Annotated in this window: 17 protein-coding genes; 11 read left to right on the top strand and 6 right to left on the bottom strand. The window is 39.7% G+C overall.

The genetic code is table 11. The features are described from left to right. Positions 1–2 precede the first annotated feature (2 nt). Positions 3–3,476, bottom strand: a complete 3,474-nt coding sequence (locus FHT21_RS18710; protein WP_167296253.1) for a family 16 glycoside hydrolase — start codon at positions 3,474–3,476, stop codon at positions 3–5. Between the two features lie 23 nt (positions 3,477–3,499). Further along, entirely contained in the window at positions 3,500–4,786 is a 1,287-nt protein-coding gene (locus FHT21_RS18705) for a Gfo/Idh/MocA family oxidoreductase (protein WP_167296252.1), read from the bottom strand. Positions 4,787–5,011: 225 nt separating this feature from the next. On the opposite strand from FHT21_RS18705, the gene FHT21_RS18700 reads away from it, so the two are divergent. The 5 genes from FHT21_RS18700 (at position 5,012) to FHT21_RS18680 (ending at position 8,523) form a co-directional block, all read left to right on the top strand. Beyond that, positions 5,012–6,265, top strand: a complete 1,254-nt coding sequence (locus tag FHT21_RS18700) for an ROK family protein (RefSeq protein WP_167296251.1) — start codon at positions 5,012–5,014, stop codon at positions 6,263–6,265. Positions 6,266–6,367: 102 nt separating this feature from the next. Next, positions 6,368–7,150: an alpha/beta hydrolase gene (locus tag FHT21_RS18695; protein ID WP_167296250.1), complete on the top strand. Its 783-nt coding sequence runs from the start codon at positions 6,368–6,370 to the stop codon at positions 7,148–7,150. A gap of 39 nt (positions 7,151–7,189) precedes the next feature. Beyond that, the gene (locus FHT21_RS18690; protein WP_167296249.1) at positions 7,190–7,465 is read left to right on the top strand and encodes a MafI family immunity protein; all 276 of its coding nucleotides are present in this window, start codon (positions 7,190–7,192) and stop codon (positions 7,463–7,465) included. Between the two features lie 65 nt (positions 7,466–7,530). Next, complete coding sequence (locus FHT21_RS18685; RefSeq protein ID WP_167296248.1) at positions 7,531–8,214, top strand: GNAT family N-acetyltransferase; 684 nt, start codon at positions 7,531–7,533, stop codon at positions 8,212–8,214. Positions 8,215–8,298: 84 nt separating this feature from the next. After that, positions 8,299–8,523: a CDGSH iron-sulfur domain-containing protein gene (locus FHT21_RS18680; protein WP_167296247.1), complete on the top strand. Its 225-nt coding sequence runs from the start codon at positions 8,299–8,301 to the stop codon at positions 8,521–8,523. Positions 8,524–8,586: 63 nt separating this feature from the next. On the opposite strand, the gene FHT21_RS18675 is transcribed toward FHT21_RS18680, so the two are convergent. Next, on the bottom strand, positions 8,587–9,390 hold the full coding sequence (locus FHT21_RS18675) for an AraC family transcriptional regulator (RefSeq protein ID WP_167296246.1): 804 nt from the start codon (positions 9,388–9,390) through the stop codon (positions 8,587–8,589). 126 nt (positions 9,391–9,516) lie between these two features. Next, positions 9,517–10,395: an oxidoreductase gene (locus FHT21_RS18670; protein ID WP_167296245.1), complete on the bottom strand. Its 879-nt coding sequence runs from the start codon at positions 10,393–10,395 to the stop codon at positions 9,517–9,519. A gap of 308 nt (positions 10,396–10,703) precedes the next feature. Between FHT21_RS18670 and FHT21_RS18665 the strand changes: the two genes are divergently transcribed. The 6 genes from FHT21_RS18665 to FHT21_RS18640 all read left to right on the top strand — a co-directional run bounded on the left by FHT21_RS18665 (position 10,704) and on the right by FHT21_RS18640 (position 15,354). Continuing rightward, positions 10,704–11,102 carry a helix-turn-helix domain-containing protein gene (locus FHT21_RS18665; RefSeq protein WP_167296244.1) on the top strand — a complete coding sequence of 133 codons (399 nt, stop codon included), beginning with the start codon at positions 10,704–10,706 and terminating at the stop codon, positions 11,100–11,102. A 95-nt stretch (positions 11,103–11,197) separates the two neighbouring features. Continuing rightward, positions 11,198–11,731, top strand: a complete 534-nt coding sequence (locus FHT21_RS24880; RefSeq protein ID WP_208398985.1) for a hypothetical protein — start codon at positions 11,198–11,200, stop codon at positions 11,729–11,731. A 501-nt stretch (positions 11,732–12,232) separates the two neighbouring features. Next, positions 12,233–12,535, top strand: a complete 303-nt coding sequence (locus FHT21_RS18655) for a metalloregulator ArsR/SmtB family transcription factor (protein WP_167296243.1) — start codon at positions 12,233–12,235, stop codon at positions 12,533–12,535. 11 nt (positions 12,536–12,546) lie between these two features. Beyond that, positions 12,547–13,647, top strand: coding sequence for an NADH:flavin oxidoreductase (locus tag FHT21_RS18650; protein WP_167296242.1), 1,101 nt, complete (start codon positions 12,547–12,549; stop codon positions 13,645–13,647). Between the two features lie 528 nt (positions 13,648–14,175). After that, positions 14,176–15,066 carry a pirin family protein gene (locus tag FHT21_RS18645; RefSeq protein WP_167296241.1) on the top strand — a complete coding sequence of 297 codons (891 nt, stop codon included), beginning with the start codon at positions 14,176–14,178 and terminating at the stop codon, positions 15,064–15,066. A 6-nt stretch (positions 15,067–15,072) separates the two neighbouring features. After that, positions 15,073–15,354, top strand: a complete 282-nt coding sequence (locus FHT21_RS18640; RefSeq protein WP_167296240.1) for a GNAT family N-acetyltransferase — start codon at positions 15,073–15,075, stop codon at positions 15,352–15,354. Between the two features lie 6 nt (positions 15,355–15,360). Here FHT21_RS18640 and FHT21_RS18635 read toward each other — a convergent pair whose 3' ends face one another. Then, on the bottom strand, positions 15,361–16,545 hold the full coding sequence (locus FHT21_RS18635) for a hypothetical protein (protein ID WP_167296239.1): 1,185 nt from the start codon (positions 16,543–16,545) through the stop codon (positions 15,361–15,363). Continuing rightward, the gene (locus FHT21_RS18630; protein ID WP_208398984.1) at positions 16,542–17,183 is read right to left on the bottom strand and encodes a sigma-70 family RNA polymerase sigma factor; all 642 of its coding nucleotides are present in this window, start codon (positions 17,181–17,183) and stop codon (positions 16,542–16,544) included. The genes FHT21_RS18635 and FHT21_RS18630 overlap by 4 nt, the downstream gene beginning before the upstream one ends. Between the last annotated feature and the right edge of the window lie 25 nt (positions 17,184–17,208).

The raw sequence follows: 17,208 nt of genomic DNA, 5'->3' as shown, positions 1-17,208 counted from the left end.
ACTTATTTCTTTTTACCTGCAGCTTTTGTATTAGTTTCCTTTTGAGCCGGCTCTTTCTTGCTCAAATCTTTAATCCTGATGTTGCGGAACTGAACAGGAGAACCATGGCCTAAGAAGCCTATATGTCCACTTTCACGTAATAAACCTGGGTGTTCCTTATGGTCTGGCGTTCCATTTTTCTTAAATGGTTCGATATCGCCATCTAAAATTACGGTGCCGTTTAAGATGACTTTAATCTTCGATCCTTTGGCAATTACTTCTTCGTAGTTCCACTCTCCTGTAGGCTTTAAAAACCCTCTTTTGGCAGCGATAGTGCCATAAACCGAACCATGGTACTGGTACGCTTTCAGATCTTTATAAATCGGTGCATCGTTGTCCAATATCTGCAGTTCCATACCAACATAAGCAGCATCGCCCTCTAAAGGAGCTCTGATTCCTAAACCATTGTTTGCTCCAGGGGTTAACTGAAATTCGAAACGATAAATAAAATCACTAAATTCTTCTTTGGTAAATAAGTTACCGCCTGATCCTTTGCCTGGTTTTGGCCGGATGGCGATGTTCCCGTCTTCGATAACGTAATCAGTGGTATTACCTGTCCAGCTGTGCATATTGGTTCCATCGAACAATACTTTATAACCTTCTTTTTTCTCTTCTGCACTTAGCTCAAAAGGTTTTGGGCGAGGAATTTCTTTGATGTAGATATCACGGTAAGCTACCGGCGATCCATGTGCCTGCAATTCGATCTGCTCTTCTGCGAAGATCGGCAAACTTCTGTCCCAATAATTTTCCAAAATCACATTATCGGTCACCAATTGTCCGTTCAGATAAACGGTAACACGATCGCCTTTCATTAAGATCCTAAATGTATTCCACTCATCTAACTTGTTATCGGCTACTTTAAGCGGTTTACTTTCGTTCGTTTGATTGTTGTACAAACCACCAGAACCTACCTGAGCACCAACTTTTGTACGGGCAAGATCCCAGATCTGTACCTGTGGTGTACCGCGCAAGTAAATACCGGCGTCGCCTTCTCCTTTTTTATCGTCGATGATTTTCCAGTCTACCAACATTTCAAAATCGCCATATTTTTTAACGGTAGCCAGGTTATTGCCATGACCTTGAAACTGTAGTTCGCCATTAATCACTTTCCAGCTTTCCTTTGCTTCGGCATCAGCTTTGGTTTGCGCTTCGGCTAAGGTTTTTTCATCCATTTTCGATCTTTTGATCGGATCGGCCACAAGCCCTTTCCAGCCAGATAAATCTTTACCGTTAAAAACCTGAACAAAGCCTTCGCCAGCTTTCATTTCAGAAATATATTTACGCATACCTTCTTTCTGGTAACCTGCATCCCCTCCGGTAATTACGGCAATGGTTTTGTTCAACAAGCCTTTTACAATATCGCCATTGTAAGTTCCGGTCATGGTAATATTCATCACCGCGTTTGCCGCAGCCTGTTGTAAAGTAGCATTATCTAAATACTGCCCAGCAAATACAATCGCATTAAAACATTTGGCCTGTTCGGTATCTTTAAGGATCTGCTGCTGTTGAACCGGTGTTTTAGCCACTGCCATTGCATTGCGCAACAATAGTAAACGTTGCTCGGCCGGATACTTTGTATTTCTGACTAAAGTTAAATAACCCACAATCGCCTGATTCAAAAAGTCTGGATTGGTGGTTGTACGTGCAATAGTGATCAATGCATCTGTTGAGCCCACATCCGACCATGAAGAAAGTGCTTCAATTGCAGCTTTTTTAGTGGCGTCATCGCCTGTAGCATACGCTTCTGACACAGATTTTAACGATTGCTGGCCACCTAAACTGCCCAGCACCTTATAAAACAGCAATTTCTTATCAGCCGGGGTACTGCTCATTTGCTGAAGAATAGCATTGGTTTGTGCTTCTTTATCAGCTGATCCCTTTACTGAAGCAATAATGGCGTCTTGTATAGCAGTAAGTTCGCCGGCATCGGTGGTTTTATTTAAAAGGTCGAATAATTGTGCTTTATTTTCTGCTGCGGCAACATGTTGTAAGGAAAGGAACGCTGCTTTTCTCACTTCAGGTTTTTTACTGTTTAATGCGGCATAAATAACTTCCGTTTGACTTGTTGCTGCACGGGCAGCTAAAATATTAATCAAGGCAACCTGTACTTCTGGTTTAGCTTTTGGAAGATAAGCGCCAACTTTGGTGGCTACACTTTCTCCTTTTATTCTTAAAATACCATTAGAAATACCCGCAATATCTGCTGTATCTCCTTTGCCCATTAACTTCAACAGGTCGTCTATAACCTCTTCCTGTCCAAGTTTTACAGCGGCATTAATTGCAGCCAGTTTTACCTGCTTATCGTCGCTTTTAATCAGTTTGAGTACGGCTGGCAATGCAGATTTTGCTTTGCTATTGCCCAGCATGTCTAAAATAGAAACCTGAGTTGGGGCATCAACCTTCTTTAACTGGCTTACCCAAGCTGCACTGTTGCTTTCATTTATGCCATCAGCAGCGAACTTAACCGCAGCTGCACGAAATTCGAACTGCTTATCGGTCATTGCAGCTAGCAAGGCCTGTTGATCGGTCTGTGTTGCCGAAAGCAATTTTAAAGCAGCAGTACGCTCGTTTACCTGGTCATCAGCTGTTGCTTTTTCTAATATTGTTTTCGCTATTGTTTCTACTCCGGTTTTATCTGTTGCTACGTTTTTCTGTGCGTAAACCAATAAAGCTGCAACCGCATTGGTTTGGTCGTATTTATAACCGACTTGTTCAGCAGCTTTTACCAGAATTTCTTTTGCAGATGCATCGCCAATATTGGCTAAGGCATACAAACTAGCTTTGGTTAATGCTTTGTCTGTTCCAGTAGTTAAGGGCGCAATAGCAATTGCTGCAGCTTTGGCATTAGTATGCCCCAATGCTTCTACAATAGCAATTTTTGCTTTGCCATTTGTTTTACTCAAACCACTAACCAATGCATTTGTAGCAGAAGCAGTACCAATTTTGGCCAGTGCCCTCGATGCCTCGTCAGCCAATTGCTCATCAGTAAGGTAATCTGTTAAACAAGGTACCGCAGCATCATTTCCTACCAAATCGAACTGACTGATGATAAATGCTTTGTTCTGTTTATCCGATAGTTTGGCCAGGGATTTACAATAAGCACCAATAGCCATATTCTTTAAGTTCTGTTGACCAGTTTTGGTCGCATAAGCAGTAAAGCCACCTACTGCATACTCAATAAGGGCGTTGTTTCCTTTTTCAGCAGCTGTTAAACCACTAATTAGGGTTACATATCCATCTTCTCCTAAATCGGCAACTTCTTTCATGTTGCGTTCTAACTGCGCTGCATCTCTGGCTGGCAATTGTGCCAATAAATCGGCAATACGGGTGGCAGTGGTTCGCTCGTCTTTTTTATCTTGAGCCAGGGCTGTTACCGTAAGTAATGCATTGGAAAGCATTACCATGGTTAACAGCACCAATAATATTTTTTTGTTCATGATGGTTTGTATTTTGGGATGTTTTAAATAGAAAATGGTGCGCGCATTACGGGATTAATTAATCTGTTAGCAGCCTCATCATCTACGAATTCTTGCTTAACCGGGTCGAATTTTAACGATCTTCCCAATCTAAGGGCAGCCAAACCAATATTTACAATGTTGCATGAGCGGTGTCCGTTCTCTTCATTTAAAGCGAATTTCTTCCTCGTCCTTACCGATTCTGAAAATTCTACGATCTCCGGATCAGGATCAGGGAATTGTGCCAATTTACGCTCCAGATCGGGAATATCAGATTTAAAACCCGGATACAATTTACCTTTAGGCCCTTCTATGTAAGGTACATTGGCATCTTTACCTTCACCGTCTAAAATAATCTGGCAGCCATCGGCGTAGGTATAGGTAATCCTGCGCCAAATGCCTACCGCATCGGTATGTTGTTGCGGCGCATCAACCTCTACAGAAATGGGGTTGGTATCATCCTTACCTAAAAAGTATTGAATCGGGTCGATATAATGTTGTCCCATATCACTTAACCCACCACCGTCATAATCCCAATAACCTCTAAAAGTTTGGTGTACACGGTGTGCATTGTAGGGTTTATATGGTGCTGGGCCTAACCAGGCATTGTAATCTAATTCTGGTGGTATAGGCTGGGGCTCTAAATGATCTTTGCCCACCCAGTAAAATTTCCAATCGTAGCCAGTATGTTTACTTACGGTTACTTTTAAAGGCCAGCCTAACATACCGCTATCTACCAATTTTTTAATCGGTTTTACAGTTGTGCCCATTCCGTAAAAAGTATCTTTAAACCTAAACCAGGTATTTAACCTAAACATTCTACCATGCTGCTTTACTGCCTCTACTACTCTTTTTCCTTCGCCTATGGTATGGGTCATTGGTTTTTCGCACCAAATATCTTTTCCTGCATTTGCAGCATCTACAGCCATTATACCATGCCAGTGTGGTGGGGTAGCAATGTGTACAATATCTACTTCAGGTAATTGTATCAGTTCTCTATAATCACTAAATGTTTTTACACCTTTATCCAACATTACCGCAGCTTGTTTAAGATGGTTCTGATCAACGTCACATATGGCTACCACCTGGGTGCCCTCGTAGCCAAAATGGCCTCTACCCATCCCCCCAACGCCTATTACAGCCTTAGTTAATTTATCGCTCGGGGCAAGATACCCTTGTCCGCCCAATACATACCTTGGGACAATGGTAAATGCTGCCAGGCCAATTGCTGATTTTTTGATAAAATCGCGTCTGGTGTTTTGTTCATTTTGTGGTTCTTCTTTAGTTTTCATTTGTTTACTGGTGTTGTAAAAACTTACATGATAGTTTGGTTCCAAAAGCATTAGGATGCTGGAGCATAGGTTTTATCGATCTGGTTAGATTAAAATTATAAGGTTAATGTTAATAAGAAATTATTATAAAGACAAAACATCGTTGATTTCTTTACGTATCAAAAAAACTTTAATAAATTTTTAATAGAAGTTATTTATATTTATCGAAATAGTGCAATTAACAATATGAATCTTAACCTATTAAATAAACTAACTCCGCATAACAGCGAAAAGCAATCAATCCAAAAGCACAGGCTCATTAAGTATCTTTTTAATTTAGGTCCATCGTCAGTGTCTACTTTATGTGAGATCATGGAAATGAGTACGCCGAGTATTCTGAAGCTTCTGCTTGGCCTGATTGATGAAGGCTGGATAGAAAAGAAGGGATATGGTTTATCTATTGGTGGGCGGAAACCCGATCTTTATCGTTTAAAAGATAAAAAGATCCTGATTCTCTGTATCGACATTGAATTATTTCATACTAAAATAGCCGTTATTGATAACAACTATAATTTTGTATTGGATGTTAAAACTATTTCGGTGCCTATATCAAAAAGCAGGACTGATTTCTTCAATATCCTACATACACACCTTCAGGATATCTTAAAATCGGCAGGTATTAGGGGTAAGGAGTTTATTGGCTGCAGTATTGGCATGCCTGGCTTAATTGATGCAGAAAAAGGAGAAAATTATAGTTATTTCCTAAGCGATGGCGAAAATATCCCTTTAAGCGCTGCATTTGAAAAAATGCTAAATATGCCTGTAGTAATCCAAAATGATGTGAATGGGTCATCAATGGCAGAATTTACCCACGGAATAGCAAAGGGTAAAAAGAACGTACTGGTATTGTTAATGGATTGGGGCGTGGGCTTAGGCATTATAATGGACGGAAAACTAAGGCAAGGCACCAGTGGTTTCTCTGGCGAATTGGGCCATATACCTTTTGTGGAGAATGGCGCGCTCTGTTACTGCGGAAAACACGGCTGCCTCGAAACCATAGCATCAGGGAATGCCCTATCGGAAATGGCAAAAGAAGGCATTTTATCGGGCAAAAACTCGATGCTTAATAAGCTTTCTAACGAAGAACTCAAAAGAATTGAACCCGCTTTGATTATTCAAGCAGCAAATAAAGGTGATCAATATGCCATTCAGCTACTCTCTAATGTTGGTACTTATATGGGCAAAGGAATAGCCGTCCTGATCCAACTATTTAATCCCGAACTAATTATTTTAAGCGGCAAAATTGCAGGTGCCAAACAATACATCACATTACCCATGCAACAGGCAATAAACACTTATTGTATGACCCAGATTAGAGAAAAAACAACGATAGTTTCTTCCGAGCTGGGCGAAAACTCCAGGTTACTGGGATATGCAGCAACTGGCATTGATCAATTTTTAGAAGCTTACACCAAAAAAGTAAAAAAACTTAGAAAGTAATATTTCAAATGGCTCAAACCACCCTAAATTTGTCTGTTATCAACACTTTATTCTCCGATAGCTTATTTAGATTTGTATAGCAAAAATTTTAAACCAAAACTGATGGAAGCATATAAAAAGGCAGGATATGAAAACGTAAATGGTATTAAAATGTACTATGAAATTTACGGCGAGGGAGAAATTCCGCTGGTATTGATACATGGTGGCGGCTCAACCATCCAGTCCACATTCGGGAAACTTATTCCGCTTTTGGCAAAATCTGGCCGGGTCATAGCTGTCGAGCTTCAGGCACATGGACGTACCAGCGACCGTGACCAGGCAGAATCTTTTGAGCAGGATGCAAAGGATGTAAGCACTTTATTAAATCAGTTAAAAATAACAAAAGCCAATTTCCTGGGTTTCAGCAACGGCGGAACAACAACCTTGCATATTGCAGCGCACCATCCGGTGGTGGTGAATAAAATCATCGTCATTTCGGCCAATTATCAACGCGAAGGCTTAATTGATGGTTTTTATAATGGCTTTGGAGATGCAACTATAGATCATATGCCCGAGCCACTTAAAGCAGCTTTTTTAGCCGTAAATCCAGATCAAAATGCACTGCATACAATGTTCGAAAAGGACAAACAGCGCATGCTCGATTTTATCGATCTCAGCGATGATGACCTGAGGGACATTACCTCCGATACACTTTTAATGGTGGCAGACAAGGATGTCATCAAGCCCGAACACGTGGTTAAAATGTCGAGATTGATTGCCAATGCACAACTGGTTATTTTGCCTGGTGTGCACGGTGCTATGATCGGCGAAAACCTAAATCCGGATGTAAGCAACAAAACGATTGAGATTACGGCGCATCTGGTGGAAACTTTTTTAAATAATTAATGCCTTAAGCTACTCTGCATAAAAATTAACTATAGGTATATGAAAAAGAAATTAGCATCATTAATTGAGGGGGCTAAAATACTGGGTTTACCTCAGCGTGATCTAGAGAATGCAAATGATTTTTTAATTAACCATGAGTATGGCCTATGTTACGACACAGTTATAACACAATTGTATGAGTATAATATAGAAATTGACAATAAGATATATAGTCTAATTTCGAAAATCGCGAAAGACCTCAGCCTTTCCGAAGACGATTATTTGTTTATGAAAGATTTAGTTCCCACAGAGACTGAAATTTCTAAGAAATTATAAGTTAAGACTTAACTCCATTAGATAAAATTACCTCCTCCTGATTTAGCATTTAATATCTTTGCCGAATGGAACACGTATTGGATAATCCTATTTATTATGCCTTAACATCCGGACATAGCCATATTGCAAAAGGCCTTGATGAGGTAAAATATTATATCGAAGATATCACCGCATTTGCAGGTTTAAAAGATAATTCGAAGGAGAATTTAAACACCCTTTATCAGGTCAGCCCAGCAGAAAGCCTTTTCGTATTTTTCTCAAAAACACCTGTCGAAATACCTGCACAGTGGAAGTTGCTAACCCATATCGATATGTTTCAATTTATTTTTCGTGGCAAGGAAGTACCAACCGCAGATGCAACGGGAATAACAGACCTTGATCTGGAACATGTTACAGAAATGATCGACTTGGTAGAGCTGACTAAACCAGGGCCTTTTCTGGCCAAAACCATAGAACTCAGTAATTACACAGGCATATTTGCTGATGGGAAATTGGCTGCTATGGCCGGGCACCGGTTCTATCCCAGCCCTTATCGCGAAGTAAGTGCCGTTTGCACGCATCCCGATCATTTAGGCAAAGGTTATGCCTTTAAGATTTTACAAGAACAGATTAAACGGATACTGCTCCGTTCCGAAATACCGTTTTTACACGTTAGAAATGATAATGAGGGTGCCATTAAACTTTATCATAAATTGGGTTTCGAGATCAGGACTGATATGATTGCCTACGTCATTAAAAAAGAGGCTTAGACCAAGAAGAGAATGTTTCTAAATAGAAAACCGTTCAGAAATTACCATTTCAATGCTTTAGTTTTGCACTAAACTAACACATACATGTCTAAAACAAAACTTACCATTAACAATAACGGCTCTGTTAAAATTGAGGGCGATTTCGAAATTGTAGATAGAAATGGAAATGCTTATGGCTTACAGGGTAGAGAAGTACTTTCGATCTGCCGTTGTGGTTTATCAAAAAACAAGCCTTTTTGCGATGGTGCACATAATGGCCACTTTGAGCATGAAGCAATAGCTTTCGACCTTCCTCCAAAAAAGGTTTAATGACAATTAAAAATATAAAAGCCCTGCTCATACGGGGCTTTTATATTTTGAAAGCGGTATAAATTAAACACTTACCCTTGACGGCGCCATGCCATAAGCTTTTTTAAAGGCGAAAGAGAAATGTGACAGGTCTTTAAAACCAACTTCGAGGTATACATCTGATGATTTCCAGCCTTTTTCGGTTAGGAGATAATAGGCATCATTCAAGCGCTTTTTCTGTAGCCAACGGTTGGGCGAAAGGTTAAAAATCTTCTCAAAATCCCTTTTAAAAGTCGCTAAACTCCTGCCCGTTAAATAAGCAAAACGGTTAATATCTACGTTGAATTTATAATTTGCATTCATATAGGCTTCCAGATCAATTTTTCCAGGTTCTGAAAAATCGAAAAGCACATCTTTTAATATTGGGTTGGTCTGCAATAAAATCATTACCGCTTCTTTAACTTTTAAATCGATCAAAACCTGATTAAACTCGTTATTTCCATCTAAATATGGCCATATCGAATCGATATAATTCTTCAAAAGGCCATTGGCTTCTAACGCCAGACCTTTAATATCGTGGTTCGGCTTTTGCATATGCAAATCATATTCGTTACTGATGCTATGCAGAATATCCTGATCAATGTTAATGCTAATCGACTTAAACTCTCCTCCTGCTGGTGGGTATTTGGTATACCGGGCCAATTGATTCCGCCTGAAAAAACGAAAATCGCCATCAGAAAAAACAAATTTTTCTCCACCGATAAAAATCTCAGAAGTACCCGCAATAACCAACCCCACAGAGTGGTTAGCAATAAACTGTTCGCCCTCGCTGCTTTTTTGGGCATAGCAGGAATACAGGATCTGGGGACGTTTCTCTTGATTTGACATCTTAATCAAATTTATGGATTTATAGCGAGACATCGTCATCCCCGTGCAGACGGGGATCTTAATGCAAATAAGCCTTGGTAATGGCATTAAGATTCCCAATCAAGTTGGGAATGACGATACAACCAATTATCTCTTTGTAAAAGATTTTCCCAAATCAGTAGCTAAGAAATTCTCAGCTTCATCATGATCTGTTGATAAACTAACGTTCATCCATTTCTCCATTTCGGCAGTTCTGGCAGCATCGGCGTGTTTAAGCATTCCAATGGCTTCACTTCCAAATACCAAATGTACCGGTGGTTCAGGGTTCTCTACCAGTGCCAACATGGCTTTCGCTGCTTTCTGCGGATCGCCCATCGGTATAAAGTTACCACTTTGGAAAAAATCTGAGCGTTTTTTTACAGTAGATTCATACCCTTCAACATGAGGTGCATACGACATTGAGGCACCAGCCCAATCGGTACGAAAACCACCAGGTTCTACACAGGTTACATAAATCCCTAAATCCACTACCTCTTTTGCAAGGGATTCACTAAAGCCGCTCAACCCAAACTTTGCAGCCTGGTAAATACTTACCCCGGCATTCCCTACCCGCCCGCCTATCGAGCTGATTTGAAGGATTCTGCCCGAACGTTGCTTGCGCATAAATGGCAATACAGCTCTCGTAATTTCAATCGGTGCATATAAATTTGTTTCCAACTGACTGCGCACCTGTTCTTCAGTAAAAGCTTCTGCTGCACCAACAATACCAAAACCAGCATTGTTAACCAAAACATCTATTTTACCAAAATGGGCTACAGCCGATTCTACCGCCAAATACACCTGATCGTAATCGGTAACATCTAAAGTGATCGGAAAAATCTGATCAGGGTATTTTTCTACAAGATCTTTTAAAGCTGCTGTATTTCTTGCTGTTGCTGCAACGAAGTCGCCTTTTGCCAATACCTGTGCTGTTAGGTCACGTCCTAATCCACGGGAACTACCTGTTATAAACCATACTTTTTTCATTTTTTCTATATTTTATGAATCAAAGGTAGGTCGATAATCTAGGCAAAGTTTTGCTTTAGGGCTCAATTTACTTTGTTAAAAAGCTCAATTGGTTGATCAGAACTTTTAAATACAATCTGCTGTTATTAAAAAATCGAGTTCCAAGAAGAAATTAACAATCAGTAAAAAAGCCTATAAAAAATGTAGAAAGGATAAAAAAAGTAACCATTTGTTATACGACGGTCAAACTCAGGCAGTTTTACTATCTAAAAGATACTAGTATCCAAAAAGATAGTAGTATCCTTTACGAAAGCTTATACCTTTGTATTATGGGACCAAGAAAAGAAGACCGTAATAAAGAAACCTGTACCGCAAGTTTAAATGCGGTAAAAGACGCACTCTATGTGTTAAATGGCAAGTGGAAGCTCCCTTTGATTCTTTCCCTGCAAGAAGGGCCACAGCGCTTTAATGAGATCCAAAAATCGCTTGGAGAAATTACGCCCAAAATATTATCGAAAGAGCTTAAGGATCTGGAATTAAATGAATTTTTAGTGCGCAAGGTTTTTTCTACCACTCCGGTTACCATAACTTACGAGCTTACCCCCTACAGCGAATCGCTTGAAAGAGTAATTGATGAACTAAGGGATTGGGGATTAAAACACCGCGAACGGCTGGTTAAAAATAGAAGAACCGAACCGGTTGCCGCAGAAATAACAGCTTCTCTTTAAGCGCCAAATTCAATCTCTCACACTATCCATTTTGCCTAAAACAGCAAAAAACTGATAATGATAAAATTCGGCTATCTTTGTACAAAATAAAATCGATGGCGGTATTACATAAAAAAGAAGAAAAAATTCAGGCAGTGCTGGGTAGGTTGCCTAAAAAATATACAGATGAACAATTTGTAGAGATGTTTATCAGACTTTACTCTAAAGATTGGGGCAAAATTAAATCGGCTTACATTAAACAATCTCAGGATAAAGAACCTGGAACCATCATCAATATGCCGAAACCAGAGGTATATTTACGACAGATCCTCTCAAACTATCTACAGCAAGACCATGCTCCGAAAGCAGTAGAGGTTAAAGAAGAACCTGTGGTTGAAGCACCAGTTACCGAAGTTAAAAAAGCGAAGGCTCCAGCCAAGAAGAAAGAAGCTGTAGCAGAAAAAGTGCCTGCTGAGGTTAAAAAAGCAAAAACACCTGCTAAAAAGAAAGCTGAAGCAATTGAAGAACCGGCTGTAGAAGTTAAAAAAGTCAAGGCGCCCGCAAAAAAAACAGCGAAAGCAATCGAAGAGACTCCAGTAGCTGAAAAGAAAGCAAAAACAGCGGCAAAAAAATCGGCAGAAAAAAAATAAAAAAATATTTTACATCAAATATAATAAATCACCTTTTTGGTTGTTTATATATATGAGAGCGTTAATTTAGATGACGGGGATAGGTCGGTATGATTTATCCCCGTTCTTTTTTAGCTGTTTTTTCGACTATTTTACCGTTTGTCTTTTTTCCTAATTACCAGCCACAGGAACAGAGAAAACACTGATCTCCAATTCTTATTCCAAGAGGTCTTTATCAAAAAATCCAGCGACCAATCACAGCGATACGCCATTCCCAACTTGATTGGGAACCACGAAGTGCTCATCGAAGATAATCGTAATACCTCGGGAGGGTTTGTATGCTGCATCAAGATTCCCGCCTACGCGGGAATGACGACCGTTCTCTAAAATCAGTTATAGTATGCAACAAATAATCTTTCAGCACGTAACACAATTCATTTTACCACCCCCCAGTTTTACATCCAATTGTAAACTTTATTCTTTTAATTGGCATATCGGGAAAAGTCGATATATATTTGTGCTATGGATCAAGTAGAAATATTCAAAGCCCTTTCGAACAAAACACGTTTGCAGATTTTAAGTTGGTTAAAAGCACCTGAGCTACATTTTCCGGAACAGCCAAATCCCGATTTTGAAAATGTAGGTGTTTGCGTTGGACAGATTCAACTTAAAAGTGGCTTATCACAAAGTACCATTTCCGAATACCTGTCTATTTTACAGCGTGCTGATTTAATCAGTTCCACACGCCTGGGCCAATGGACTTATTACAAACGCAATAAAGAAGGCTTAGAAAAATTAAGCGAAATCATCAATACCGAATTATAATTTAGAAACATATGAACACAGATAGTTTATTCAGGCCTTTTAGCCTTAAAACATTAAATGTCAAAAATAGAATAGTAATGGCGCCTATGACGCGTTCTTTTTCTCCTGGTGGTGTACCAACGGCCGAGGTTGCAGCGTATTACGCAAGAAGAGCAGCTGGAGAAGTGGGCTTAATTTTATCAGAAGGAACGGTAATTAATCGTCCATCTTCTTCTGCAGATCCCAACATTCCGCATTTTTACGGTGCAGAAGCTCTGGCAGGCTGGGAAAACGTAATTAAAAGTGTACACCAGGCTGGTGGACAAATGGGACCGCAAATCTGGCACCAGGGTATTCATGCAAATCATGCTTCTGGTTGGTTACCCAGTGCACCATTTGAAGGCCCCTCATCTTTTAATAGTCCGGGGTTTGAAAACGGAGTACCAATGACAGATGCCGCCATTGCTGATACCATAGCTGCTTTTGGCCAAGCTGCCGCAGACGCTAAAGCCCTGGGTTTCGACACTGTTGAAATACATGGTGCACATCAATACCTGATTGATCAGTTTTTCTGGGATGCTACCAATAACCGTACAGATATTTATGGCGGTAAAACGCTGGCAGAGCGTACCCGTTTCGCCGTTGAAGTAATTAAAGAAGTGCGTAAAAGGGTTGGAGAAGATTTCGCCTTAATTATCCGCTTATCACAATTTAAACCTGCTGCTTACGATTTCAAATTAGCTAAAAACGAGCAGGAAATGGAACAGTGGTTAACGCCATTGGCCGAAGCCGGAATTGATATTTTTCATTGTTCGCAACGCCGTTTCTGGGAGCCTGAATTTGAAGGTTCTGACTTAAATTTTGCAGGTTGGGCCAAAAAAGTAACTGGAAAAGCTACAATCTCAGTGGGTTCTGTTGGTTTAGATGGCGATTTCTTTGGTGCTTTCGCAGGCCAGAGTTCACAACCTAGCTCGCTAGATGAACTGGTACGCAGAATGGACCGCGGCGACTTCGATTTAGTAGCAGTTGGCCGTCCGCTTTTAGCAGACCCGAACTGGGTAGAGAAAATTAAAAACAACCGTACAGAAGAATTAAAAGGCTTTAGCAAAGAAGCTTTAATGCAATTGGTATAATTTCCCTCATTTTTCTTTTTAAGTTTAGAAAGGCATCTCGAAAGGGATGCTTTTTTGATAAGGAGGCATCGTCATCTCGATCCGACAGCTATCGGATGAAACGCAGTGAAATGGAGAGATCTACCTGCACCGTCAGCTGTTAACATAATGAATTTAGAAATTTTTCTGCCACGGAAGCACAGAGGGCACGGAAATTTTCTTGATAATTTGAAAAGCAATGCCTGTGGTTCTTCGGTTGCGCCAGTCCCGCCCTTTGCTTAATCCTGATAGAAAAAATCAGGATAACGCTGTCGGTTTTTAGTTCACTTCTGACAGTAGCAATGCCGTTGCCACCTAAACCCGATCAAAGCGAGATGCCGATTTTCTTCAAATTGGCAGAAGCGGGAGCGGGACTACAACAACCTAAAAGCCTCTGTTATTGCTTTCCAAAACAAACTAAGCCTTTTTTTCATGGCACCAGATATTACTAAACAATCTGCCATTGACGATAATTTTCCTTAAATTCACCTCATTAAAATTGATTATCCCATGTCGAACATTAAACTTATTATCGAAGAAAGACCAGCAAATATTGGTAATTTTATGGTTGGCCGGTTGCTGCCTTTCAGAGAGAAACGAATGGTTGGCCCTTTTTCTTTTATTGACCATATGGGGCCTGCCGCAATGAGTGATCATGAAAACCTCGATGTTCCACCCCATCCACATATCGGTTTATCTACGCTTACTTTTTTGTTCGAGGGTGAGATTACGCATAAAGATAGTTTAGGCTCGGATATTGTAATTAAACCGGGGCAGGTAAACTGGATGACCTCGGGCAGTGGCATTGTACATTCAGAAAGAACTCCTGAATACCTTCGCCATACCGATAAAATGCTCCATGGCCTACAGATCTGGGTGGCTTTACCTAAAGATTTGGAACAAATGGAACCTGAGTTTTGCCATGTAGAAGAGGCAGACATTCCAAACTGGACCCAGGATGGTGTTAATTTTAAATTAATTGCAGGAGAAGCTTTTGGCCTTAAATCGCCGGTACCTGTTTATAGTCCGCTGTATTTTTTAGAGTTAAAAAGTACCGATCGCCAAAAGGTAAATATCGGCAGTTCTCTCTTCGGAGAAAGTGCACTGTATATTTTAGAAGGAGCTATTGAGAGTGATGGGCATATTTTCGAACCCCGCCATATTTTAATTGCCAACGATGCCAAACTCTGCGAATTTACTATGCACGAAAATACTACCGTTTACATTTTTGGCGGCGAACCCTTTCCTGAAGAACGTTTTATTTACTGGAACTTTGTTGCATCAGATAGGGAATTAATTGAAAAAGCCAAAATTAAGTGGCTGGAACAAAGTTTTAAACCCGTTCCCGGGGAAACCGATTTTGTGCCATTGCCAGATCAAAATCCTTATATTAAGAAATAAGCCATAATGGAAATACAACAGATTAACGGTGAAAAGAAAGGACAGTTCGAAGCCCTAGATAATGGCTTACAAGCAGGCGTTTTGGCATATGTTTGGGCTGGCCCTGGTAAATTCATTATTGATCATACTGAAGTAAATCAAGATTTTGCCGGCAAAGGTGTAGGAAAAAAATTAGTGATGGCCACTGTAAATTATGCCAGAGAAAACAAGATAAAAATCCTCCCCCTTTGTCCGTTTGCAAAAAGTGTTTTCGATAAAACACCAGAAATTCAAGACGTATTATTTTAATCTTAACTAATTCTTTTTGCCAAATAAATTCATATTTACCGAAACGGCCACACCTGTTGATGACAGCCTAGAGTTTCCATAACCTATATCGGTTAATGGAATTTTCATAAAAGGTTTAGCGCTGATACTTAAATTATTATTTATTTTGTGCTGAAACTCTACACCAACATTGGCTATACCTAAATAATGCTGGTTCTGGTTTCTGACTTCATAGCTTTGAGGACCTTGATAAACGCCATTATAAGAATAGCTGTATTTCTCTTTTAACATTAAATAACTGGATAGGCCTGTACTTATGGAAATAGCATTTCTACGACCGTCAAAAACCTTATAGTTCACATTGATCGGAATATCGATTACATCGCAATTGGCATGAATATTTGCGGGGTTTACCTTAAAAACGTAATTGCTGTTGGGCTTGTATTGGCTAAAATCTGAATCATAAATTTTCTTAGCATAAACTGCCCCAGTAGTAACACTTAATTTCTTTGTTAAAAAAAGAGTAGCTTCTACACCAAAACCGCCACTTAAACTGCTTTTACCTGATTTTTGTACACTTGTTAAATCAGGCGCAGCCAAAATACTCAGTACAACGCGCGATTTTTTCCTCAAAACCAATGCTTTAATTTGTTCAGGTTTTCCTACCGCAATAGTGGTTGTTAAATCTTGATCTTTAAATGCTACAAGATCTGTTTTTGAGTTTAACTCAGGTTTGTAGCGCACATTGGCCAATATATTGGCATTAACATCGGTTGTGCCAGCTACTTTTTGAGTAGTTTTATTAACATCCCCAATTGCGTGCTCTTGTTTATTTGTATCGGTTGTAGCTTTTGCATTTAAAACCAATGGGCTTAAATCCCCGTTTCCTGTTGAATCATTTTGTTTAGGAGGTATTTCGGTTAAGTTATCTGTATTATTTTCCGTTTTATTACTGTTTTGCTTTCTTTGATCTTTTTTGATTACGGCCTTCACTTCGTTTTCGTTATTTGATGGTTTAGCCAATAAAAATACCACCAGTAACATTGCGGCTACTGCAGCCACAGCAGTTAACCAAATTAGCGGCACTATCCTCCTTTTTGGTTTTGGATGCAATCTCTCCTCCAGATTATCCCAATCTAAATCATTAAAAGGAAGATCAGGATTTTCCAATCCATCCTTAAATAATTTATCTATATCTTTTCCCTCTTTCATTGCATATTTGTGTTTAACCTTACCTCTAAAAGGTTCCTGTCTACACCCGAATTCCTTACCTGGTAAGTTTTCGACTCTGTAGCTTTTAACATTTCCTGTAACTTTTGCCTTGCTTTAAACAGGTTCGATTTTGATGTACCAACCGATATACCGAGCATTTCGGCAATTTCTTCATGCGTATATCCATCAATAGCAAATAGATTAAAAACGGTACGGTAGCCCGCGCTCAACTTTTGCACCAATGCCAATAAATCGTGGTAAGCTAATTTATCATACACAGAGCTTACCTGCGCAATATTTTCATGATCCAAGATATCTACCTGATCAGTAAATTTTAGATTAGCGCGATAATAGTCGATAGCTGTATTGGTTATTATACGTCCAAGCCAGGGCAAAAAAGCTTTGGTAGGTTCATATTTATTAATATTCTTAAAAGCTTTAAAAAAGCCATCGTTCAGTATTCCCGCAGCATCCAACCGATCGTTTGCATAACGCAAACAAATACCCATAGCAAAGCTATAGAAATGTTGGTATAGTGCTTTTTGACTATCTCTTTCATTTCTAATGCAGCCTTGAATATACTTTTGTATAACAATATCTTCTCTGTCGCGATTAGCGGTCACAAACTCTCCTTTCAAAATATATTACGGCAAGAAATTACGA

Origin of the sequence: Pedobacter sp. SG908 (genome assembly GCF_011759615.1) — a bacterium.
Taxonomy (GTDB): Bacteria; Bacteroidota; Bacteroidia; order Sphingobacteriales; family Sphingobacteriaceae; genus Pedobacter; species Pedobacter riviphilus.
Note: the sequence above shows the minus strand (reverse complement) of the source record. Positions and strands in the feature narration are given on the sequence as shown.